This is a genomic window from Streptomyces sp. NPDC050508, assembly GCF_040655155.1.
GTDB lineage: Bacteria > Actinomycetota > Actinomycetes > Streptomycetales > Streptomycetaceae > Streptomyces.
Window position 1 is genome coordinate 954,154 of the sequence record NZ_JBFAJJ010000001.1, and the last position, 23,301, is coordinate 977,454.

Genomic DNA, 23,301 nt, shown 5'->3' on the forward strand with positions numbered 1-23,301 from the left:
GGAGGAGTGCTTCAGAGAACGCGGGCGAGGAACTCGCGCAGGCGTGTCGTCCCGGGGTTCTCCAGCGTCGGGCGGGCCGGGCCCGACTCGGCGATGACGCCCTCGTCCATGAAGATCACCCGGTCCGCGACCTCGCGGGCGAAGCCGATCTCGTGCGTGACGGCGATCATCGTCATGCCCGAGTCGGCGAGCAGCCGCATCACGTCGAGGACGTCCTTCACCAGCTCTGGGTCCAGCGCCGACGTGGCCTCGTCGAACAGCATGACCTCGGGTTCCATGGCCAACGCGCGGGCGATGGCGACCCGTTGCTGCTGACCGCCCGACAGCCGGCCCGGCCGGGAGTGGGCGAGCGCCGCGAGGCCGAGCCGCTCCAGTTGAGCCATGGCGGCGGTCTCGGCGGCCCGCCTGTCCATCTTGCGGACCTTGCGCAGGGCCACGGTCACGTTGTGCAGGACGCTCAGGTGCGGGAACAGGTTGAAGTGCTGGAAGACCATGCCCACCCGGGTGCGGACCGCGTCGACGTCCACGCCGGGGCCGGTGATCAGGTCGCCGCCGAGGCGGATCTCGCCCGCGGTCGGCTGCTCCAGCAGGTTCACGCACTTCAGGAGCGTGGACTTGCCCGAACCCGACCGGCCGATCACACAGACCGTCTCGCCCGCCGCGACCTCCAGATCCACGCCCCGCAGGACGTCGACCTCGCCGTAGCGCTTGTGCAGGTCACGCACGCCGACCGCCACGGCGGCGGCCGTCCCCGTCCCGTCGGCGCGGGGGTTCTTCTCGGACAGCGTTCCGGTCATGGCTCAGACCTCCAGTACGGACGGAGTGGACGGCGGGACGGGGCTCGGCGCGACCGTCGCTCTGCTCTGTCTGCGTCCGCCGTCGCGCAGCCGCAGGTCGAGCCGGTTGACCAGGAAGGTGAGCGGGACGGTGAGCAGCAGGTAGCAGGCACCCGCGGCCACCAGCGCCGAGGAGTTGTACGTGGCCGCCTGCCGCTCCTGCGCGATGAAGTAGAGCTCGCGCTGCCCGAGGCCGAGCCCGAGGAGATACACCAGCGCGCTCTCCTTGATGTCGATGATGAACTGGCCGGCCAGCGCGGGCAGTACGTTCCGAACGCCCTGCGGTACGACGATCACCCGCATCGCCGTCGGATAGGACATGCCGAGGCTGCGCGCGGCGCTCAACTGCCCGGCCGGGACGGCCTGGATGCCCGAGCGGAAGATCTCCGCGAGATAGGCCGCGGATATGAGGCCGATGGCGAGGACGGCGTACCCGAGCGGATCCCTGCCGAACGGCCGGATCCCGGCCGAGGGCAGGCCCAGGCCCACCAGGCTGACGGTCACGATCGCGGGCAGACCGCGGAACACGTCGACGTAGATCCGAGCGGGCAACCGCACCAACCGGCGGTGCGACAGCAGCAGCATCGCGAGGAGCACGCCGAGCACGACGCCGAAGACGATCGCGAGGCCGGCGATCAGCAGGGTGTTGCGCAGGCCCTCGGTCAGCAGGACGGGGAACGCTTTCAGGAGTTCGTCGGGGTTGAAGAACGTCTGCAGAAACAGGTGCATCGGCCGGAGCCTCTCGCTGCGCGGACTGCTCTGAGCGGACGCGACGACTGCTCAAAGCGGCGGAATTGGACGCAGCCTAGGTCTGCCGGTCGGCGGTGGCGGCGATGCTTACCGCAGGTGCGGTAAGCATCGGCTGTACGCTGCGCCGCATGACCGTCGTCATCAACCTGCAAGGCGCTGTTCCGGCGGATGTGGCGGTCGGCCTCTCCCCGCTCGCGGAACTGATGGCGTGCCTCCACTCCATCGCCGAGCCCGAGCACCACCTCGCCGTACGCCCATGGCTGGAACGCATACGCGCCGACCTGTCGCCGGAGTCCCAGAGCCTGATCGCGGTCTACGCGCCCCTCTGGACCCGGCGGCGCTGCCGCCTGCTGATGCCGCTGGAACCGCCGCTGGGCAGAACACTGGAACAGGAGCTCGCCCGGCTGGAGGCGCTGTCGCTCGACGACTTCGTCATGGGCGCCGCGCCGACCGTGCACGGCGGCGTCTTCGACACCGCCGACCTGCTCACCGACCAGGCGGTGCGCGACGCCTACACGGTGTCCAGCGAACGGCGCTCCTTCAGCCGCGGCGAGCTGGCCCGCAGCCTGCTCCAGACCCCGGAGCGGACACGGACCGGGCTGCTGGAACTGCTCCGGCGCTGCGCGGCCGAGTTCTTCGACACCGAATGGGCGCGGGTACGGCACCGGTTGGAGAACGAATGCACCCGGGTCCGGGCCCGGGTGCAGGCACTGCCCCTGCCCGAGGCGCTCGCCTCGCTCAGCCCCAACGCCACCGTCGGACACAACCCGCCGTCGGTCGCCTTCGACAAACTCCAGTCGCTCAGAGCCGATCTGCGCGGTCGCCGCTGTCTGCTCGTACCGTCCGCGCACGCCCGGCCGCATCTGATCGTCAAGGACGATCCGCCGTACCCGCTCGTCGTCCACTTCCCCGTCGAGAACACGGGCCAGCAGCCGGAACGGGCCACGCTGGCACAGGTACGGCTCCGGCTGTCGATCCTGTCCGATCCCGCACGGCTGTCCCTCTGCCGCCACCTGGTGAACGAGCCGATCACCACGTCCGACCTCGCCGTACGGACGGGCATGACCCTTCCCCAGGTCTCCCGTCACCTCGGCCGACTGCGCGAGGCGGGCCTGCTGAACTCCCGCCGGGACGGTCGGCAGATCCACCACCGGCTGGACACGGACTGCCTGATGCGGCTGGGCGTCGACGTACTGACCTCGATCATCCGCTGACGGCCGGGGCGGCGGGGCGGGGTCCGGGAGCGGGTTGGGCCGATTCCCGTTCGTCGATCTCGACGCGTGGGCGGAGCTGTCTCCGGAGCCTCCCGCTCACCAGGCGGTGAACCCGGCGGGACGACCTCGGAGATTTCAACGGGTGGTGACTGTCCGTCAGGAGCGGATGCGCGGGCGGACGCGCACGAAGTCCGGCGGGAGCTCGTCCAACTCAGGTGGAAACGGGCGGAACAGCACTCCGAGCGCGACCCGATCCGCCGGACCGGCCCTACGAAAAGTACAGCGCCGCCTTCTCCAGGACGTGCCCCGTGAACATCCCGCCGTACATGCTCCCGCCCCGGTACATGGTGACCCGGGTGACTCCCGTACCCGACGTCTCCACCGTTATAGGGCGTCCGATCAGGGACGTTCCGAGGAGTCGGCCGTCCTGGGCGGCCCACTTCCGCGCGGCCGGCTGGGCGTTGGCGGTGACCAGCGCGGGCAGGACCATCGTTGCGTTGCGGGCGCCGGCCAGCCCGCTCCGCAGGTTCTTCGCGTACTCCAGGGCCCACCCGGTGTACGCGACCAGCAAAGCCTGGTCGACCTCGGGGACCGCGGCGGCGAAGACGAACAGCTCGGCCTTGGTGCCGAACCAGCGTGCCTTGCGGTCCGCCCGGCTGCCGATCATCACAGGGCGCTCGCGCCAGGTGGTCGCGGTCACCACCGACCCGTCGGCGGCAAGCCGTTCACGGAGTCCCGCCAGATAGGCGTCGGCCGCGCCGGTCGTCGGCGCCGGGTCGCCTTGATGTTGAGTCATGTGGTGGTCTTCCGTCCTGTGAAGGCCAAGGCACGGGTAAATCCTCGATTGCGGTCACTGCCCGGCCCGCAGCCGCCGCGGCGTCGGGGGCGTCGGGAGCGGAGCGACCCTCGGTGTGAGTCACCACGCTGCCAACGCCCCCTTCATTCGGGCGAGTTCGTACCGGTGCCCGTTTGGCCTACCTGACGTCGACGAAGTCGCCGGGCGCTGTGGCCGCGGCGGTGGTGGTCGTGCCCGCGAAGACGTAGCGGAAGTAACCGTCGACCGTGGCCGTGGTGGTGGTCTTCAGGACGCCGGTGCTGTTGGTCTTGACCGTCTTGAGGGTGGTGTAGGTGCTGCTGCCCTTCTTGCGGAACTGAAGCTTCGCGGGCTGGGACACGTAGCCCGCGTACTTGCCCGTCGACCAGTTCGCGCGGGCGAGCTTGCCCGTGACCGTGATGGTCTTGCCCTTCTTGACCGGCTCGGGCGTGGCGTCGGCGGTCAGCGTGGAGGCCTTCTTGATCGCGGTGGTGGCGACGTCGTCGTTGTAACTGGCGTTCGCGTACAGGTCCCAGGCGCCCAGGAACAGCTTCCAGGTCCCGGCCACGCCGTTGTCCTTCATGTCGGTGGCGGGCTTGATGTTGAAGACGGCCTTGCAGGTGTAGGTGCCCTGGGTCGCCGTCTCCGTGCAGTTGGGGTCGTCGTCCGTGCCCAGGCCGCCGGTGATGCCGTCCGTGGTCGAACTGTCGGTGCCCTGCCACAGGAAGGCCTCGGTGAGGGCGACGCCGTTCGCGTCCTTGGCGGTGTACGTGACGGTGACGGACTTCGTGCCGGTGGTGCCGAGGACGATGTCCTTGCCACCGTTGACGACCGCGTTCGAGAACTTGGTGTTGCCCAACGAGTCTCTGGGCTGAACGGCCTTCGCGGAGAAGGCCCCGAGCTTCGTCGACGCGCTGGGTCCCTCCGACGCCTGAGCGGCCGGAAGCGCGAGCGTGGACAGGACGACGGCACCGGAAAAGACAGCGGTCGCGGCGCGCATGCGCATATGAATCCCCCCATGAGAACTGATCGGCTGATCGGCTTTCGCGTCGAACGCCGCTCCTTCCAGGGGCCCGGGACCCTCGCCGAAGGGCGGCACCGAGGAAGGCTCTCATCAGGCATCACCGGCGCGCTTCGGTGAAACTACGCAATTGCGCGGTCAGGTCTGCTGTCGAAGGCGGGGAAGTTCGCGACGTGACGTACGGATTCCGTGCATTTGCACGCATCAACAGCTGCGCTGTCCAGGGGCGTTGTGGCCCAGGCGGAACAGCAGCCGGATGCCGAGTACCGACAGGAGACCCATGGCCCGTTGATGTGGCGGGAGCCGTCATGATCGCCGCCGCACTCGCCCGGCATGCTGCGGACGCAGACCCCTGTCCGGGATGGCGAGGTGGCCGGCACTGTCAGTGCGATGTTGTACGAATGGTCTGTGTGGACAACAGAAGTGCGTGTTCCGCCCGGTAGGGGTGGTACTCGGACACATCACGCCACGGTGGCACGACCGGGTTGCCATGCCGGAGAAGGGATCGCTGTGGACGAGGGGTTCGGCTTGGCGGGGGAGCAGGCGGGCAGGGCGGCGTTCGTTGGCCGAGGTGACGAACTCGCCCGCCTGGATGCGGTGTTGGACGGACTGGGGCGGGGTGAGTCTGCCGTCGTCGAAGTCACGGGTGAGGCGGGGATCGGCAAGGGCCGACTGGTGGCGGAGCTCGCGTCCCGGGCCCGTGCACGAGGGATGACAGTGCTGCGCGGCCGGGCCGCGGAATACGAACGGCACAGCCCGCTCCGGCCGTTCTCCGACGCGTTCGCGGATCTCGACGCGTCGACGAGGCAACGCCTCCCCGTGCTTGCGGAGTTGTCGTCGGTGCTGAGCGGTGTCGGCGAAGTGCCGTCCGAAGGGGATGCCGCCGGCCGGTTCGGGCTGTACCAGGACACGGCGGCCGTGCTGGGCCGGGTCGGCGGGGCAGGACTCGTCATGATGCTGGAGGACATGCACTGGGCCGACCCGGCGTCGCTCGAACTGGTGGACCACCTCGTTCGACACCCCGTACCGGCTCCGGTCCTCCTCGTCGTCTCCCACCGGGACCGGCAGGCTCCGCCGTCCCTCAGCGCCACGCTCACCCGCGGAGTCGACGACGGGACCGTGCTGCGGCTCGCCCTGGGGCCGCTGTCCGAGCGCGACTGTGTCGAGACGCTGGCCGGTGACCTTCCGCCGTCAGTGGCGGCCGGCTTCTACGAGGCGAGCAACGGCAACCCGCTGTACTTCCTCGCCCTCCTCAAGGCCCACCGCGAGACCCGCCCGATCTCGGTCTCCCCCTCGGCGGTACCCGGTGGACGGGACGGTCTGTCCGCCGGGCTGGGCGCGCTGCTGCTCGACGAACTCGCGCCCCTGAGCCCGCTGGAACGCCGGATCGTGGAGGCCGCAGCCGTCCTCGGGGACCACACCACCACCACGACGCTCTGCTCCCTCACCGACTGCGGTTCCCAGACCGTCATCGAGGCGCTGAGCGGTCTGATACGGCGCGACGTGATACGCCGGGAGCACGGCGGGCGGCGACTGGTACTGCGGCATCCGCTGGTCCGGGCGCTGGTCCACGAGGCCATCGACCCCTGGCGACGCGAGGAACTGCATCGCCGGGCAGCGGGCGCACTCGCCGTGGCCGGCGCCTCCGTCATGGAGCAGGCACACCATGTCGAACAGTCGCTGAGCGGCTGGGACCAGCAGGCCGCCGACATCCTCGTCGCCGCAGCCCGGCAGAGTGCCGCGACCGCCCCGGCGACCTCCGCGCACTGGCTCGGAGTCGTACTGCGACTCCTCCCTGACGACCCCGAACACGCCTCCATGCAAGGCGAGTTGACCCTGCTGCGAGCCCGCGCTCTCGCCGTGAGCGGCAGGCTGAAGGAGAGCCGGGACCTGCTGCACCAGGTCATGGACGGCACGGACGGGAGCGGCTACGACGACCTCCGCACCTCCGCGGTCACCTTCTGCGTCCGGGTCGAACGCAAGCTGGGACGCCACCCGGAGGCCCAGGCGCTGCTGCGCCGTGAGCTGGCCCGAAGACCCGGACCGACACCTTTGGGGACCGTCAGACTCGGCCTGGAACTGTGTTCCTGCGCGATTGCCGCCGCCCGTTTCCCGGAGGTCCGGGCGGACATCGCCGAGGTGCTGCGGACCGCGCGTTCGCTCGGTGACGAGATCGGCGAGGTGGCTGCCCTGACCCTGTTCGCCCTGGGAGAGGTGTACGAGGGCGAGACGGCCGCGGCCCGCGCCCTCGCCAGATCCGCGGCCGAACTGGTGGACGCGATGACCGACAACGGCCTCGCCGAGTTGGCCGAGTACCTGTGCGTACTCGGCTGGACCGAGATGTTCCTGCAGCACCACAAAGAGGCCGAACGGCACCTGGACCGAGGCCTGGAGATCATCCGGCGCACCGGACAGGTCTATCTCATGCCGCACTTCCTGACGGTGCGGGCGCACATCCACCTCGACACCTGCCGGATCACCACGGCACTGGAACTCGCCGAGGAGTCCGCGGAGATCGCACGATCCCTGGACTGCGGCGACCTGCTGGCTTTCACCCTCGCCTTCAAGGCCCACGTCCTGCTCCAGGCCCGGCCCGCGGGCAGTCCGGACGCGCTGTCCGTGGCCGAAGAAGCGGTCGCGGCCTGCAACAGCGACACCTGGTGGGCAGACCTGGCGGCCTGCGCGCTCGCCCATGCGGCATTCGACTCCGGCGATCCGCACCGGGCGATGGACACCCTTCTGGGCAGAGGAGGCGACGACGAGCTGCGCCACCTGCAGGCCACGGTGCGCCCCGGCCATCTGGAGCTGCTCGTCAACGCCGCCCTCGCCACCGGCAGACCCGAGGACGCCGCAGACTGGGCCGAGCGCGCCTGCAAGGAAGCGGACCAACTGGGCCTGCCCGCCCAGCGCGCGGCGGCACTGAGCAGCCTCGCCCAGGTCGCCGCCCACCACGGGGACTCGGCCGAGGCCGGCAGACTGTTCGCCGAAGCCGCGGAGCTGAGCGCCCGGTCGGGGGCGACACTGCGGGAGGCACAGTGCCTGCTCCTCGCGGCCCCGCACAGGCGAGCCACCGGAGACGCCGCCGACGCGGCGGCGAAATGGCACCGGGGACATCACCTGGCCGTGGAAGGCGGTGCACACCTGCTCGTCGGCGTGGCCGAACGAATACGCCCGGCGGTCTTCGGCGCCCTGGTGGAACCGGCCGACGAACTCGCCGCGCTGACCGGACGCGAACGAGAGATCGCCGACCTGGTCGCGGAAGGCCTCAGCAGCCGGGCGATCGCCGACCGGCTCTACCTCAGCCCGCGCACCGTCGAGTCACACATCGCCAGGATCTACCGCAAGACCGGAGTGTCCTCCCGCGCCGCCCTGGCGTCCGTCGTGACCCGCTGCCGCACTGCGCGACAACGCTCCGACACCGGTCACCCGGCGAACGACCGCGCCTCCTACGTCAGTTGGGGTGGTCACCTGAAGTAGTGGCCCTGTTCTGTTCAAGCCGGCCGTACCAACCCGGCGTCGTAGGCGAAGATCACCGCCTGGACCCGGTCCCGGGCGCCGATCTTGGCGAGGATGCGGCTGACGTGGGACTTGACGGTGGACTCGGCGAGGCAGAGGCGTTCGGCGATCTCGGTGTTGCTCCAGCCCGAGGCCATGACGGTGAGCACTTCGCGCTCGCGGTCGGTGAGGGTGTCGAGGCGGCGGTCCTGCTCGGCGGTGCGGCCGGGCATCCGGTCGCCGAAGGCGTCGATGAGTTTGCGGGTCAGGCCGGGGGAGATGACGGCGTCCCCGGCGGCCACCGCGCGGATGCCCGCGACGAGTTCCTCGGGCAGCGCGTCCTTGAGGAGGAAGCCGCTGGCCCCGGCGCGCAGCGCCGCGTACGCGTACTCGTCGAGGTCGAAGGTGGTCAGCACCAGGACGCGGGAGCGTCCGCCGGACTGCACGATCCGGCGGGTGGCCTCGATGCCGTCCATGCCGGGCATACGGACGTCCATCAGGACGACGTCCGGGCGCAGTTCGGCCGTCAGCCGGACCGCCTCGACGCCGTGCGTGGCCTCGCCGACGGTGCTCAGGTCGGGGTACTGCTCGATGAGCATGCTGAAGCCGAGGCGTTGCAGTGCCTGGTCGTCGACGATGAGGACGGTGGTCATGCCGAGTGCTTCTCCGTGAGGTCGGGGGCGGGCGAGATGGGGACGAGGAGGGCGTGCACGGTCCAGCCGCCACGGGAGTTGGGGCCCGCGGTGACCTGTCCGCCGTAGAGCGCGGCCCGTTCGCGCATGCCGACCAGGCCCTTGCCGTGCTCGTCGGTGCCGGATGCCTTAAGCGGGCCGGTGTCCTCGACGGTGACACTCACCGCCTCCGGGCCGGCCGTGACCGTGACGTCGACCGTCGTGTGCGGTGCCGCGTGCTTCAGCGTGTTGGTGAGGGCTTCCTGCACGATGCGGTACACGGCGAGCTGAAGTCCCTGGGCGAGACCGGTCAGCTCGCCCTTGAGGTGCAGGGTGACGGCGGGACCCGCGGCCCTCACCCGCTCCATCAGGGCGCCCAGATCGGCCAGTCCGGGCTGGGGCGCGAGCGGAGTGTCGTCGGGCTCGTCGTCGTGGATGACGGCGAGCAGCCGGCGCAGCTCGGCGAGCGCGCCGCGCCCGCTCTCGGCGATGATCCGCAGCGTGTCCGCGCCCCGCTTCGGCTTCGTCTCGGCGAGCCCGGCGGCGCCGCCCGCGAGGCCGACGATCACGGCGAGGGTGTGGCCGAGGATGTCGTGCATCTCCCGTGCCACGCGGGCGCGTTCGGTGGCCGCGGCGAGCCGGGCTCGCTGGTCGCGCTCCCTCTCCAGACGTACGGCGTGTTCCTGGAGGGCCTCGATGTAGGCGTTCACCAGTTTCCCGGCCAGCCCCAGCGCGGCCATCGACAGGATGGCGACCACGGCCAGGAACGCCAGCACCGGGGTACTGGCCGCTTGGCTCGACTCCTTGAGGCCGTTGAAGAAGACGATCGACACGAAAGTCTGCACGAGGTTGTACACCACGCCGACGGCCAGCTGGCCGGGCGACCCGAAGCGCCCCAGGTTGAGCAGCGCCACCAGCTGGGTGGCGCTCGAACCCGAGTCCACGCCGAGGAACAGGGACACCTCGGACAGGACGACCAGGAAGGCGAAGACCAGCACGGGCCGCTGCCTCCGCCACAGCAACGGCACGGTGTACCCCGCCGTGACCGCCAGCGTCAGCACGAAGGCGGGGCCGGAGTCCTGTGCCGCAAGTACCAGGGCCGGAATGCCGCCGAGGGCGTAGAAGGCGGGCACCCCCCACAGCCTGACCCGCGGATGCGCCACGTCGGCTGCCCGCACCCGCCCCAGCCAGGTGAGCAGCCGGACGACCGACCGGTACTCGGAGTCGCCCAGCCGGGTCCGTCCGATCAGGCTCTCGGGCTTGAGAGGCCGGTCCGTCGTCGGTGCTGCGGTCACGGGAGACACCCTCCATGGTGCAGGCGGGCCGCCCGCCGGTCCCGGGGGGGAGGGGACCGGCGGGCGGGGACGGTGTGGTCGACAGGGGGCCGTACGTCCGGAATCGGCGTCCTGGTGTGGATCGTACGGCCGCTGCCTCAGCTCTTGCCGGTGGCGCCGGACGACACGGGCGCCTTGTCCGGGTCGGCGGAGCCGTCGTCCGGGGTCTCGGCCAGCAGGTGGTGCAGCCGTTCGCCCTCGACGTCGACGTTGGGCAGCGCCCGGTCCAGCCAGCCGGGCAGCGCCCAGGCGCGGCGGCCGAGCAGGGTCATCACCGCCGGCACGAGCGTCATGCGGACGACGAACGCGTCGAAGAGGACGGCGGAGGCGAGGCCCAGGCCGATCGACTTGATCAGCGCCACGTCGTCCAGCAGGAACCCGGCGAACACGGAGATCATGATGACCGCGGCGGCCGTGACCACCCGGGCGCTGTACCGGAAGCCCGCGATCACCGCCTCCGTGGGCTCGGCTCCGTGGACGTACGCCTCACGCATCCGGGTCACCAGGAACACCTCGTAGTCCATGGCGAGCCCGAACACCACGCCGATCATGAAGATCGGCAGGACGCTCACGATCGGCGAGGTCCCGTCGACGCCGAACAGGTCCGCCAGCCAGCCCCACTGGAACACGGCGACCACGACACCGAGTGTGGCGAGCACGCTGAGCAGGAAGCCGAGGGCCGCCTTGAGCGGGACCAGGATCGAGCGGAACACCAGGAGGAGCAGGACCAGGGCCAGGCCGACGACCACACCCAGGTAGGGGATGAGGGCGCCGCTCAGCTTGTGGGACACGTCGATGTTCAGCGCGGTCGTGCCGGTCACCATCAGCTCCGCGCCGGTGTCCGACTTCAGCGCCGGGCCCCGGTCGCGGATCTCGGAGACCAGGTCGACGGTGGCCTGACTGCTGGGCGAGCTCTTCGGTACGACGGAGATGAGGGCCACGTCGCCGTTCTGGTTGAACACGGCGGGGCGTACGGCGGCGATGTCGGACAGTTTGCCTAGCTGGGCGACCGCGTCCTGTGCGGCCGTCTTGGCGTCGCTGCTGCCCCGGCCGTCGACGACCACGGTCAGCGGGCCGTTGTAGCCGTCGCCGAAGCCCTTCGTGATCGTGTCGTAGGCGATGCGCTCGCTGGTGCCCGGCGCGGACATGCTGTCGTCCGGCAGGGACAGGCGCATCGACAGGGCGGGGATGGCCAGGACGCCGAGCCCGACGACGGAGACGACCAGCATCTTCAGCGGGTTGCGGGTGACGAACCGGGCCCAGCGCACGCCCGTCGTCTCACCCTTGCCGCCGTCTTGCAGGGCGCGCATCCGGCGGCTGGTGAACCGGCTGCCCATGATCCGCATCCCGGCGAAGCCCAGCATCGCGGGCAGCAGGGTCAGCGCGATCAGTACGGCGACGACGACCGCGAAGGCGGCGCCCAGGCCCATGGTGGTCAGCATGCTGATGCCGATGATGCTCAGGCCGGCCAGGGCGATGACGACGGTGAGACCGGCGAACACCACCGCGGAACCGGCGGTGCCCAGCGCGCGGCCCGCGGCCTCCTCCGGTTCGTGGCCGTCCCGGATCTCGCTGCGGTACCGGGAGACGATGAACAGGGCGTAGTCGATGGACACCGCCAGGCCCAGCATCAGCGCCAGCGTCGAGGCGGCCGAGCTGAGGTCGAAGAACGCGCTCGCGACCGTGATGGCGGCGACCGCCGTCCCGACCCCGAAGATCGCCGTCAGCAGCGGCAGCCCGGCCGCGAGCAGCGACCCGAAGGTGATGACCAGCGCCACGGCCGCGATCAGCAGACCGATCAGCTCGGTACTGCTGCTGCCCGCCTTCTCCTGTACGGCGTTGCCGCCCAGGCTGACCGAGAGGCCCGCCTTCTCGCCCTGGTCGGCCACGGAGTGCAGCGCGTTGCGCGCGGCGTCGGTGACGTCGGCCTGGGCGACCTTGTAGGTGACCTGGGCGTAGGTGATGGTGCCGGACTTGCTGATCAGGCCGCTCTGGTACGGGTCGGAGACGTTCGCGACCTGGGGGGCCTTCTTGAGGTCGGCGATCAGCGACTGGACCTCGGTCCTGTCGGCGCCGGAGGCCAGTGTGTGCCCCTTGGGCGCTTCGAACACCACGCGGGCGGTGGCGCCGGAGGCCGACGCCTGCGGGAACTCCTTCCCCAGCAGGTCGATCGCCTTCTGCGACTGCGTGCCGGGGAGGGTGAAGCTGTCGGACGTGCTCGTCGAGACGTTCATGGCACCGATGCCGACGACCGCCAGGGCGGCGATCCACAGCATCAGGACGAGCCGTCGGCGCCGGAACGAGAACCGGCCCAGCCGGTAGAGGAAGGTGGCCACGGGAGTACTCCCACCAGGTTCGATAGAAAGAGGAGGGCCTGCGCGACCCACGCCTTCACGCTAAGAGCGCCTTTTCCGGCATCCGCGGCACCGGGGAAGTGAAAACGGCGGGGGCGACTAGTACCGGGGTACTAGGCCCTCTCCACCCTCCAGTCGAGGTGGCCGGCCCTCCCGCCCGGGCCGTCGCAGTGATCCGCCCCACACGATCCGGGACAAGAGCCGGTTATGGTGATCAGGCGAATCGAACATGGACAGAACCGGCGGAGGACACCGTGTCGGACGAAGGGCGTCGCATCGCCGGGCGCTACCGGCTGACCGAGCAGATCGGCCGGGGCGGCATGGGCACCGTCTGGCGGGCCGACGACGAGGTGCTCGGCCGCCAGGTCGCGATCAAGCGGCTCCACGCCCGCCCGGAACTCTCCGCCGACGAACTCGCCACCCGCTACGAGCGCACCCGCCGCGAGGCCCGCAGCGCCGCCCGCATCGCGCACCCGAACGTGATCGTCGTCCATGACGTCGTGGACGACGACGGACACCCCTGCATCGTCATGGAGTACGTCCCGGGCACCACGCTCGCCGACCTCCTCAAGGACGGCCGGACCCTCCCGCACCAGGAGGCGGCCCGGATCGGCCTCGACATGGTCGCCGCCCTGCGCGCGGCCCACGCCGCCGGTGTGCTGCACCGCGACGTCAAGCCCGGCAACGTCCTGCTCGGCGCCGGCGACCGGATCGTCCTCACCGACTTCGGCATCGCCATGACGGAAGGGACGTCGACGCTGACCAAGACCGGCGAGATGGTCGGCTCCATCCACTACATGGCCCCGGAGCGGATCCGCGGCCTCACCCCCGGAACCGCCTCCGACCTGTGGGCCCTGGGCGCCACGCTCTACCAGGCCGTCGAGGGGCGGCCACCGTTCAGCCGGGTCACCGCGATGGAGACCGCGTACGCCATCGCCGTGGACCCGCTGGAACCCATGAAGCAGGCCGGACCGCTGGAGCCGCTCATCGAAGCGCTGCTGTTCAAGGAGCCCGACGAGCGGCCGACGGCGGAACAGGCGGAGCGGGCCCTGCAGACCGCGTGGTGGGGGGAGTCGACGGCCGAACTGCCCCCGGACACCGCCGACTTGACCGTCGTAGGAACGGACCCGAAGCCTGTGGGGGAGCCAGGCCGTGGGCGGCGGCGGAGTCGGAAACGGCTTGTGCTCGGTGGGATCGCCATCGCTGTGGCCGCTGCTGTGGCGGCCACAGCGTTCGTGCTGCACACGACGTCGAAGTCCGTACCCGGGCACGCGACGGGCAGTCCCAGCACCACGGCCTCCGCATCGCCCGTGCCGGTGGGCTATCACCTCGTCCGGGACCGCCAACTCGGCGTCTCCTTCCCGGTTCCGGACGGCTGGAAGGCCGGCAAGCGGACGGCGGAGGGGGTCACCTACACCGACGGGACGGGCCTGGCCGGACTCACCATCGGGATCGTGGACCCGGCGGGCCCCAATCCGAGCACGCATTTCGCGGACATCGAGGCCAACACCAAGGTCAACTACCCCACGTACCGCAGGCTCCGCATGCAGCAGACCACCTTCCAGCAACAGCCCGCCGCGATCTGGGAGTTCACCTTCCAGGGCCGGGCCCGCATGTTCCGCGCCATCGACCTCGGCTTCGGCCGGGAGGGCGACCGCGAGTACGACATCTACCTCTCCGCCCCGGACGCGAAATGGGACACCTACCGTCCCGTCTTCGACACGGCCAGGGACGGCTTCGTGACGAACGCGTCGTAACTCACCGGCTCACGCCGGGTGTTCGGCGCACAGACAGCCGACCCCCTTCTCGATCCAGTCCCGCTCGGTCCACTCCGGATGCCGCTCGACCATGAGCGCCCTGACCTCCTCCACGATCGTCTCCTCGCCCATCGCCGAGTCGCGGCGCACCCATGTCTCGTCCCGCAGCAGCCGCAGATAGTCACGGACGTCCGCGAGCAACTCCGGCCCCCCGACGTCCCCGTGGCCGGGCACCACGACCCGGGCCCCCTCACCCGCGAGCCGCTCCATGACCCCGACCCAGCGCGTGCCCGAGACGTCGATGTCGTACGGCGGGAACCACGGGAAGATGGCGAACTGCCCGGCCTCCACCAGATCCCCCGTGAACAGCACGCCCGCGTCCGGCACCCGCACCACCTGGTCGCCCCTGGTGTGCGCCCGGCCGGTGGCCCGCAACTGCACGACCCGGCCGCCCAGTTCGAGGTCGTACGCCTCGTCGTAGACCAGGTCGGGCTCCGGCAGCACGACATCTTCGAGGTGCCGGGCGGCCCGCTCGCCGAGCCCCCGGAACATGTCGAGATAGCCCGGCCCCTTCACCTTCAGGTCCTCGGCCTGCGCCCGGTTGAGGAGGAACGTCGCCTCGCCCGCGAACACCTGCGCCCCGAAGGCGTGTTCCGGGTGGAAGTGGGTCGTCGTGAGGTACAACCTGCGTCCCCTGGCGTACTCGGACGCGAACTCCAGCACCCGCTCGGCGTTCCGCGGCCCCAGCCCCGTCTCCACGACGAGCACCGCGTCCCGGCCGCCGATGACACCGATGTTGGGCACCAACTGCACCCGCCGGTCGGGTACGACCACCACGTCACGGCCCAGCTCCCGCACGTCCGTGATGTGTACGACGGGGTCGGACAACACATGGTCGGCCATGGCAGCTCCTCAGCAGTACGACGATCTCGTCCACTCACCACTCCACCGCGGGACACCTGGAGACGTCCAAGACCGATCCTGCGCGGCCGATACCTCGTCGGTATCATCGCCGGTCATGGAGCTACGCACGCTGCGCTACTTCGTGGCGGTCGCCGAGGAACTCCACTTCGGCCGGGCCGCCGCGCGCCTGCGGATGACCCAGCCGCCGCTGAGCCGGGCGATCAAACAGCTGGAGGCCGAGCTCGGCTGCGCCCTCCTGCTGCGCTCGCCCACAGGCGTGGCCCTGACCCCGGCCGGTGTCCTGCTCCACGAGGAGGCGCGCGCCCTGCTCGCACAGGCCGACCGGGTGCGGGCCCGCGTGACCGCCCTGGCCGGACCGGTCACCCTGACGGTGGGCACGCTCGCGGACAGCGTGGTGCAGTTCGGCACCCGACTCGCCGCCGCCTACCGGGAGCAGCACCCCGCCGCCCGCATCCTCGTCCGCGAGTCGGACCTGACCGATCCGACCGCGGGACTACGGGTCGGGCTCGTCGACGTGGCGCTGACCAGGACACCGTTCGACGACACCGGCATCGCCACCCGGACCCTGCGCTCGGAGCAGGTCGGTGTGGTCCTGCGTACGGACGACCCGCTCGCCCGCAGCGCGGGCCTGCGCCTGGCCGACCTCGCCGAGCGCCGCTGGTTCCGCTTCCCGGACGGCACGGACCCGGTCTGGGAGGCGTACTGGACCGGGTCGGCGGTCGAGGGCCGGCGCAGTGACGGGCCTGTTGTACGGACGGCTCGTGAGTGCCTGCAGTCCGTTCTGTGGAACAGCACCGTGGGCCTGATGCCGCTCGGGCACGACCTGCCGGAGGGGCTGACGGTGGTGCCGTTGACCGACATGCCGCCGAGCAGGCTCGTCATCGCCTGGCGCGCCGCCGACACCACGCCACTGATCCGCTCCTTCGTGCGGATCGCCGAGGCCGTCCATCGCACCACTGATCCGGCTCGCGTGGAATGAGGACCGCGCGTTCCCCGCAGGTCGAACCGTGTGAGAGGGACGTGCACCGGTCTTGCCTCCGCGGCCCCCGCCCCGTTACGTTGCGGCAAAGTTACTGGCCAGGTACGCGATGCGGTCCGGCGCATCGGTGTTCGGCGAGCGGAACGGGCGTCGGGTGACAGGTCGCGACAAGGGACAACTTGAGGCGCAGTACGGCCTCCTGACGAGCATCGCCACGGAGGCGGGGGTCTCGCTCAGCACGGTGTCCAAAGTGGTGCACCGGCGCCGGGACGTCGGCGCGCGGACACGCGAGCGGGTCGAGGAACTCCTCGCCCGGCACGGCTTCGTCCGCCCGTGGGAGCGCGATCCCACGACACCCCGGCAGATCATCGCCGTGTTCCGGGACCTGTCCGGGCCGTACACGCTGGAGGTGGTCCGCGGCATCGTGGACGCGGCCGGCGCGCTCGGCATCGACGTGGTCACCGGCACGACGAGCCGGCGGTCGATCTCCGGCTGGCTGGAGCAGTGCGTCGCGCTCGGCGCGGCCGGGATCGTCATCGTGATCTCGATGCTGTCCGAGGAGGACCAGCGCCGCATCGTCGAGCAACGCCTCCCGGTGGTGCTGATCGACCCGCTCAGCGCCCCCTCGGAGGACATCCCCAGCATCGGCGTCACCAACTGGAGCGGCGCCCGCGACGCCGTACAGCACCTGCTGGACCTCGGGCACACCCGGATCGGCATGGTCGCGGGCCGCTCCCACTCCCTGGCCGGGGCGGCCCGCGTGCACGGCTACCGGGCCGCGCTGGAGGAGGCCGGGATCGCCTACGATCCGGCGATCGTCCGCTCGACCGACTTCGACTACGCCGAGGCGCTCGCCACCGCCGGCCAGATCCTGCGGGCCGACGACCCGCCCACGGCCGTCTTCGCGGCCAGCGACGCGCAGGCGCTCGGCGTGCTGGAGGCGGCCCGGCAGCAGGGCCTCGCCGTACCGGACGACCTGGCGGTCATGTCCTTCGACGACACACTCGTCGCGGCGATGGCCTGCCCACCGCTGAGCGCGGTACGCCAGCCCTTCGAGGAGTTGGGCCGCGAGGCGACCCGGGTACTCCTGGAACTGGCCCGGGGCAGGCAGCCGGTCTCCCCGCGCATCGAGCTGGCCACGGAACTCGTCCTGCGGACCTCGACCTCCGTGCGCCGCCGGACCGAGCACGTCAATACCGCGTAACTCGCAATCCTGCGAAACACTTTCGACACCTGCCGGTGACATCGCGGTGTCGCATCCGAATACTGGCTTCCTGCTCCGCACCCCCATTCCATCCCCCTGGGACCTCCGGAAACTCCGGCACCCCTGGAACGTGGTGCGCGCCTTCCCCCCGGTGAAAGGAACGCTGTTGACCAGATCTTGGGCGCGAAAGGTTTTCGCTGCGGCGACCGCCTTCGGCATGGGCGTGGCATTCGCCATCGCCTCCACGACGAGCGCGTCGGCCTATCAGCCGAGTCCCGCGAATCTGTATACGGCGACCAACACCGCCGCGTGCAGCAAGAGCCCGTGTGTTCTCTACCCGAAGTCGGCCCAGTTGGCGGACGGCCGGATCGTGGCCACTTTCGAGAACGACCAGACCGCTCCGGTGGGCCAGACACTGCCCGTGTACAAGAGCGACGACGACGGCACGACATGGGCGAAACTGTCCGACGTCAAGGCACCCGCCTATCTCTCCAGCGACTCCAAGTACGCCAAATACACAAGCAATTGGACCAACCCGTATCTCTACGTCCTCCCGCAGAACGTCGGCGGCCTGAGCGCCGGCACCCTGCTGCTCGCGAGCATCGTCTCCGGCGACGACTACTACTACCAGGAGCAGAAGGCCGCCAACTCCAGCTGGACGCCCACCAGTGACGGCGACCGCAAGGACGTGGCGCTCGCCCTGTACTCCAGCACGGACGACGGCGCGACCTGGAGCATCCAGAACATCATCGCGGCCGGCGGCTGGCAGGGCGGCAGCGCGGGCAGCGTCGGCCGGGTCTCGACCGCCAACACCTACGCCCAGGTCGACCCCGTCTGGGAACCCCATCTCCTCGCCCACAACGGCACGTTGATCGCCTACTACTCCGACGAGGACGACTACACCGGCTACAACACCACCACCGGTGCCCCGACCCTCGACCCGGACAACGACACGGCGACGGACTCCGGCGGCCAGGTCCTCCTGCACCGCACCTGGGACGGGAGCAGCACAACTGCCTGGAGTTCCCCGGTAGTCGACGTCCCGGGCTCCACGGTGACCATGAGCGGCGGCAAGACCGAGATCGGCGGCGGCCGGCCCGGCATGACGACCATCGCCCCGACGACCGACGGCAAGTGGCTTCTGACGTACGAGTACTGGGGCGGCGGCACCAACGTCCGCTACCGGATATCCGACGACCCGACGAAGTTCTTCTCGGCCACGGACGCCGCGATCACCTCACTGCCCGTGCCCTCGGGCGGGGCGACTCTCTCCACCGGCGGCAGCCCGGTCCTGCTCCCGATGCCGGACGGCCGGATCGTCTACAACGCCTCCGGCAGCGGCGACGTCTGGGTGAACGAGTCCGGGCTGTCCACCGGCACCTGGAAGGAGTACAAGACGTCGATCGCCGCCGGCTACAGCCGCATGCTCCAGTACGTCGACGGCACCGGACGCGTCCTCGTCCTCCAGGCCTCGTGGAGCGGTACCAGCGTGGGCCCCGTGAAGTACGCCGAGGTCGACCTCGGCCGCTCCGACGGCGCCTACTACAGCCTCGTCAACCGGCTCACCGGCCAGGTGCTGAGCACCGCGTCCGGGAAGACACAGGACGCGAACCTCACCGGGAACACCCCCGACCTCGTCCTGGCGGCGGACACCGCGGCCACCACCCAGCGCTGGCACCTCACCGCCAAGGGCAGCAACATCACGCTGCTCAACAAGGCCGGCGGACGCTCGGCCGCCATCTGGACCGGCACGGCGACGGCCGGGCAGAAACTGGCCCAGTGGGTCGACGACGGAGCCACCGACAAACAGTGGACCGAGGTCGCGTCCTCGACGAGTGGCTACTACAAGCTCCGCTCGGTCCTCAACACCGGCCTCTACATGACCGGTTCGACCGCGGGCGGCTCCGTCACCGTGGCGGCGGCCACCACCGACGGCTCACAGGACTGGCAGTTGGTCCAGGACCCGCTCCCCACCGCTTCGACCTTCACGCTGAAGGGCACCTACTCCAGCCGCTGCCTCGACGTCCCGAACGGTGCGACGGGCGTCCAGGTCCAGATCTACGACTGCTCGGGCAACGCCAACCAGACCATCACGCAGACCACGGCCGGCGAACTCCGCGTCAACGGCAGCTGCCTGGCCGCGAACGGTGACGGCACCACCGCGGGCACCACGCTCATCCTCTGGGCCTGCAACGGAAAGAACAGCCAGAAGTGGGCCTTCCGCGTGGACGGCACCATCGTCAACCGCTCCAACGGCCTCGTCATCGACGTGACCAACTGGGGTACGGCCAACGGCTCGAAGGTCGAGCTGTGGACCGGGCTGGGCAACGCGACCCAGCAATGGAGCCGCGCCTAGGCACACGACAGAAGCGGCGCCACCGTCGGATACGGTGGCGCCGCTTCGCGTACGTCCAGGCGCGACCTACTCCCGCTCGACGCTCACCGGAACTCGTGCACCACGCGGATCTCGCCGACGATGTGGGCGTTGAACTCGTCCAACTCCTCGGCCGGCACCCACAGCTCCAGAATCGTCCGGCCGCCCGCCTGCTGGACCGGATACCGGGTCAGGAACTCCGACTCCACCTCGAACCGCGTCACGAACCCGGCGCCGTCGTGCTTCACGTTCCAGTCCCTCGCGATCCGGATCGCGTAGTCCTCGTTCAGGACCGGATAGAAGATCGGCTGCTCGGGCAGCCGGGGCGGCCAGGCACGCCGGCCGAGCGCCCGGACCAGGTCCAGCTCCTTGGGGCCGGTGGGGCGCCAGAGGGTGGTCGTCGGCTGCCGGGTCGTCATCGGGGTCGCTCTCTGCGCAGGGGATCAAGGGATCGGATCGGACGCTATCGGCGGTACGGGGGCCGCAGCCACGGAGTTTCGCCTCCGGCGGCCACCCCCTCGCCCGACCCGATGCCACCGCACCACGGGTCGCTACCGCCCGAACGCCCGCGCGGGTGTTGGGATGGGGGCGGCAGAAAGGGACGGTCTTGGACGACGACGGGGTTACCCGGTCAGAGGCGGGTTCGACGGATCGGTTCGCGCTCGCGCAGCGGGCCGTCTCCGCCATCGGGTCGACGCTCGACGAGCGCAGGACCGCGGCGGAGTGCGCGAGGTTCCTGGTCGACGAGTTGTGCGACGCCGCGGCCGTGGACCTGTTCGCGCAGGACGAGGCCCGCCCGGCGCCGCACGGCATGCTGCACCCGATGGCGGCGGCGGGCCGCACCGCCCTGCTCGCCAGCCTGCGGACCGCGCCACGCGAGGACGTCATGGTCCGGGCCCTGGACGCGGGCCACCCGATCACCACGTCCTTCACCACCAACGACCACGGCGTACTGGCCGCCCTGTCCGTGCCGTTGACGGCCTGGGGCCGGGCCTACGGCGCGCTCCTCACGATCCGTGCGGGGCAGCCGTTCGGTGACGACGAGGCCGCCGCCGTGCACTACGCGGCCCGGCTCACCGCGGCCCATCTGCACCACGCCGTCGAACACCACCGTCTGCGCACCACCGCCCTGAACCTGCAACAGGTCCTCCTCACCGAACCCAGCCGCCCCCACCCCAACGTCGAGATGGCCACCCGCTACCTGCCCGCGGGCAGCGGCACCCTCGTCGGCGGCGACTGGTTCGAGGCCGTACGACTGCACTACGGCCGCACCCTCCTCGTCATCGGCGACGTCATGGGGCACGGCCTGGACGCGGCCGTCGACATGAACGCCTACCGCTCGATGCTGCGCTACGTCGCCTCCACCGACCTGCCGCCCCATCGCATCCTGCGCCAGATGGACACGGCCATGTCCGAGGAGCACAACCGCAGACCCGCGACCTGCCTGCTCGCCCTCCTGGACCCGGCTCGGGGCACGGCCGCCTTCGCCAGCGCGGGCCATCTGTCACCCGCCGTCTTCCACCGCGACGGCGCCGGCGAACTGATCCCCGTCCCCGTCGGCCCACCCCTCGGCACCGGCCTCGCCGACTACGAGATGACCACGCTCACCCTCACCCCCGAGGACACCCTGGTCATGTTCACCGACGGGCTGGTCGAGCGGCGCGGCGAGGACATCGACGTCTCGCTCTCCCGGCTGGCCCGACTGCGCCTGCAACCCGGCCAGGGCGTCTCCCGCCTCCTCGACGACATCGTGCTCCGCCTGCACGTCCAGGAGGCGGAGGACGACGTCGCCGCGATTGCCGCCCGGCTGAGACCCAGAAGTCTGACTTAGGTATTTGTTCCCTTGTGGCACTGGTGCACAGCTCCACCGTGCTGCCGCGCAGCTTTCCGGCCACCTTCGAGCAGGCCGTCCTCCTGGAGGAACCGCTGCTGCTCGTCCTGCACCCCGGCGCTGCAGTTCCTGGAGCGGTTCACTGGAGAAGGCGAAGGAGGAAGTGGCAACGTTGCCGAAGCCCACGCTGCCGGGCGTGGACCAGAAGTTCCCGCACCAGGAGCGGGGCCGTCGCCCGCACGTCTGACCGGGACCGTCGTGACCGGCGGCCCCGGCCGGTGTCATCCGGCCAGGGCCGCCCGTGCCACCGACAGCGCCTGCTCGGCATAGCCGCGTCCGAACAGCACCACGTGCACGAGCAGCGGAAACAGCTGGTGCAGCCCGATGCGGTCGGTCCAGCCGGGGGCGAGCGGCGCCAACTCCCCGTAGCCGTCCAGTACTTCGGGCAGGTTCGGGCAGCCGAAGAGGTGCAGCATGGCCAGGTCGGTCTCCCGGTGTCCGCCGTGCGCGGCCGGGTCGATCAGCCAGACGTGTCCGTCGGCGCCCCACAGCACGTTGCCGTTCCACAGATCGCCGTGCAGTCGGGCGGGCGGTTCGGCGGGACCGGCCAGTTCGGGCAGCCGCTCGCAGACGCGTTCCACCACTGTCGCCTCGTCGGCGCGCACGGTGCCCGCGTCGACCGCGCGCCGCAGATACGGCAACACCCGTTGCCCGGCATACCAGTTGGGCCAGTCGGCGCCGGGCACGTTGCGCATCGGGGCGAGCCCGATGTACGCGTCTGTGGGACCGTCGGGCGGCGGGGCGCCGAACGTCGGTGCGCCGGAGGCGTGCAGGGCGGCCAGGTCACGGCCGAACCGGACGGCGGCTCGCGCACTCGGCGGGCCGGTGCGGACGCGGTCGGTGACCAGCCAGCGCTCGTCCGACCCGCGCACGGCGGGCACGCGAACCGTACCGGCGTCGGCCAGCCAACGCAGCCCCGCCGCCTCGGCCCGCACCGCACCGGGAGCCGTATCGCCCTTGATGATCACCAACTGCCCGGTGCCGAGCGCGACTTCGGTGACCGTGCCGGACAGCGGCCGCTCACCGGTCACCGCGCATCCGGTGAGCCGGGCCGCCGCCGCACCCGGAGTCTCGCTCTCGATCACGGCAACAGCGTACGACCGGTCAACGAGCCCCCGACCGGAGGACATCGCACAGGCCGGACTCGCGCAGCACCCGCTCGACCGTCTCCTCCAGCGGGCTCGCCGCCGGGATCACCGTCTCGACACCGCCGGGCAGCACGTCCAACGGCCGGTACCACTCCCGGAGTTGGTGTTCGGTCACCTCGTCCGCGATGGGCTTCGTGGCATGCCGGGCCAGGGTCTCCTCGAACGGCACGTCGAGGTAGTAGCAGTGCGTGCGGCCGGGGAAGTCGGCGAGCAGACCGGCCAGCATCTCGCCGTAATGGGCGACATAGAGGAGACCTTCGAGCACGGTGTGGAAGCCGTGCGTCAAGGCGTGCCGCACGGTGAGGTCGATCAGGCCGATGTTCGCGCCGCCGGGGATGTCGCGCTCGCGCAGCACCTCGCGGCGCAGGACGTCCTGGCGGACCAGAGCGATACTGCGGCCGTAGCGTTCGCGCAGACCGGTGGCCACCGAGCTCTTGCCGGAGGCGCTGTTGCCGCGCAGGACGATGAGCCGGGTGGGGGAGGAGGGTGTTGTCATCCGGGGCACCCTATCCACCGTGTGTCACTGAGTGACCGA

Annotated in this window: 18 protein-coding genes; 7 read left to right on the forward strand and 11 right to left on the reverse strand. The window is 70.6% G+C overall.

The features are described from left to right. Positions 1 to 11: 11 nt before the first annotated feature. Entirely contained in the window at positions 12 to 797 is a 786-nt protein-coding gene (locus tag AB0I69_RS04300; RefSeq protein WP_363093980.1) for an amino acid ABC transporter ATP-binding protein, read from the reverse strand. A 3-nt stretch (positions 798 to 800) separates the two neighbouring features. Continuing rightward, on the reverse strand, positions 801 to 1,565 hold the full coding sequence (locus AB0I69_RS04305; protein ID WP_363093981.1) for an amino acid ABC transporter permease: 765 nt from the start codon (positions 1,563 to 1,565) through the stop codon (positions 801 to 803). 149 nt (positions 1,566 to 1,714) lie between these two features. Here AB0I69_RS04305 and AB0I69_RS04310 point away from each other — a divergent pair, with 149 nt between their 5' ends. Continuing rightward, the gene (locus AB0I69_RS04310; protein WP_363093982.1) at positions 1,715 to 2,800 is read left to right on the forward strand and encodes a DUF5937 family protein; all 1,086 of its coding nucleotides are present in this window, start codon (positions 1,715 to 1,717) and stop codon (positions 2,798 to 2,800) included. Positions 2,801 to 3,068: 268 nt separating this feature from the next. Here AB0I69_RS04310 and AB0I69_RS04315 read toward each other — a convergent pair whose 3' ends face one another. Further along, a complete protein-coding gene (locus tag AB0I69_RS04315; RefSeq protein ID WP_363093983.1) occupies positions 3,069 to 3,596 on the reverse strand; it encodes a hypothetical protein in 528 nt (175 codons plus the stop codon). 178 nt (positions 3,597 to 3,774) lie between these two features. Further along, the gene (locus AB0I69_RS04320) at positions 3,775 to 4,620 is read right to left on the reverse strand and encodes a hypothetical protein (protein WP_363093984.1); all 846 of its coding nucleotides are present in this window, start codon (positions 4,618 to 4,620) and stop codon (positions 3,775 to 3,777) included. A gap of 525 nt (positions 4,621 to 5,145) precedes the next feature. Here AB0I69_RS04320 and AB0I69_RS04325 point away from each other — a divergent pair. Then, positions 5,146 to 8,112 (forward strand): AAA family ATPase, encoded by a 2,967-nt coding sequence (locus tag AB0I69_RS04325; protein ID WP_363093985.1) that lies wholly within the window; start codon positions 5,146 to 5,148, stop codon positions 8,110 to 8,112. 14 nt (positions 8,113 to 8,126) lie between these two features. On the opposite strand, the gene AB0I69_RS04330 is transcribed toward AB0I69_RS04325, so the two are convergent. From AB0I69_RS04330 to AB0I69_RS04340, 3 genes are all read right to left on the reverse strand, one after another. Next, the gene (locus AB0I69_RS04330; RefSeq protein ID WP_363093986.1) at positions 8,127 to 8,783 is read right to left on the reverse strand and encodes a response regulator transcription factor; all 657 of its coding nucleotides are present in this window, start codon (positions 8,781 to 8,783) and stop codon (positions 8,127 to 8,129) included. After that, positions 8,780 to 10,096 (reverse strand): histidine kinase, encoded by a 1,317-nt coding sequence (locus tag AB0I69_RS04335; protein ID WP_363093987.1) that lies wholly within the window; start codon positions 10,094 to 10,096, stop codon positions 8,780 to 8,782. The genes AB0I69_RS04330 and AB0I69_RS04335 overlap by 4 nt, the downstream gene beginning before the upstream one ends. A gap of 137 nt (positions 10,097 to 10,233) precedes the next feature. Next, positions 10,234 to 12,471 (reverse strand): MMPL family transporter, encoded by a 2,238-nt coding sequence (locus tag AB0I69_RS04340; protein WP_363093988.1) that lies wholly within the window; start codon positions 12,469 to 12,471, stop codon positions 10,234 to 10,236. Between the two features lie 272 nt (positions 12,472 to 12,743). Here AB0I69_RS04340 and AB0I69_RS04345 point away from each other — a divergent pair, with 272 nt between their 5' ends. After that, a complete protein-coding gene (locus AB0I69_RS04345; protein ID WP_363093989.1) occupies positions 12,744 to 14,246 on the forward strand; it encodes a serine/threonine-protein kinase in 1,503 nt (500 codons plus the stop codon). A 9-nt stretch (positions 14,247 to 14,255) separates the two neighbouring features. Here AB0I69_RS04345 and AB0I69_RS04350 read toward each other — a convergent pair whose 3' ends face one another. After that, positions 14,256 to 15,149, reverse strand: a complete 894-nt coding sequence (locus AB0I69_RS04350; protein WP_363093990.1) for an MBL fold metallo-hydrolase — start codon at positions 15,147 to 15,149, stop codon at positions 14,256 to 14,258. Positions 15,150 to 15,264: 115 nt separating this feature from the next. On the opposite strand from AB0I69_RS04350, the gene AB0I69_RS04355 reads away from it, so the two are divergent. The 3 genes from AB0I69_RS04355 to AB0I69_RS04365 all read left to right on the forward strand — a co-directional run bounded on the left by AB0I69_RS04355 (position 15,265) and on the right by AB0I69_RS04365 (position 19,709). Next, positions 15,265 to 16,149: a LysR substrate-binding domain-containing protein gene (locus AB0I69_RS04355; protein ID WP_363093991.1), complete on the forward strand. Its 885-nt coding sequence runs from the start codon at positions 15,265 to 15,267 to the stop codon at positions 16,147 to 16,149. A 154-nt stretch (positions 16,150 to 16,303) separates the two neighbouring features. After that, positions 16,304 to 17,353: a substrate-binding domain-containing protein gene (locus AB0I69_RS04360; protein ID WP_363093992.1), complete on the forward strand. Its 1,050-nt coding sequence runs from the start codon at positions 16,304 to 16,306 to the stop codon at positions 17,351 to 17,353. Positions 17,354 to 17,570: 217 nt separating this feature from the next. Then, complete coding sequence (locus AB0I69_RS04365; protein ID WP_363094170.1) at positions 17,571 to 19,709, forward strand: RICIN domain-containing protein; 2,139 nt, start codon at positions 17,571 to 17,573, stop codon at positions 19,707 to 19,709. Positions 19,710 to 19,792: 83 nt separating this feature from the next. On the opposite strand, the gene AB0I69_RS04370 is transcribed toward AB0I69_RS04365, so the two are convergent. Then, positions 19,793 to 20,146, reverse strand: coding sequence for a hypothetical protein (locus AB0I69_RS04370; RefSeq protein ID WP_363093993.1), 354 nt, complete (start codon positions 20,144 to 20,146; stop codon positions 19,793 to 19,795). 188 nt (positions 20,147 to 20,334) lie between these two features. On the opposite strand from AB0I69_RS04370, the gene AB0I69_RS04375 reads away from it, so the two are divergent. Next, complete coding sequence (locus AB0I69_RS04375; protein WP_363093994.1) at positions 20,335 to 21,558, forward strand: GAF domain-containing SpoIIE family protein phosphatase; 1,224 nt, start codon at positions 20,335 to 20,337, stop codon at positions 21,556 to 21,558. A 281-nt stretch (positions 21,559 to 21,839) separates the two neighbouring features. Here the strand turns inward: AB0I69_RS04375 and AB0I69_RS04380 are convergent, their stop codons facing one another. Both AB0I69_RS04380 and AB0I69_RS04385 read right to left on the reverse strand, forming a co-directional pair. Beyond that, the gene (locus AB0I69_RS04380) at positions 21,840 to 22,748 is read right to left on the reverse strand and encodes a fructosamine kinase family protein (RefSeq protein ID WP_363093995.1); all 909 of its coding nucleotides are present in this window, start codon (positions 22,746 to 22,748) and stop codon (positions 21,840 to 21,842) included. Continuing rightward, positions 22,723 to 23,262 (reverse strand): AAA family ATPase, encoded by a 540-nt coding sequence (locus AB0I69_RS04385; protein ID WP_363093996.1) that lies wholly within the window; start codon positions 23,260 to 23,262, stop codon positions 22,723 to 22,725. Before AB0I69_RS04385 ends, AB0I69_RS04380 begins: the two co-directional genes overlap by 26 nt. Positions 23,263 to 23,301 lie beyond the last annotated feature (39 nt).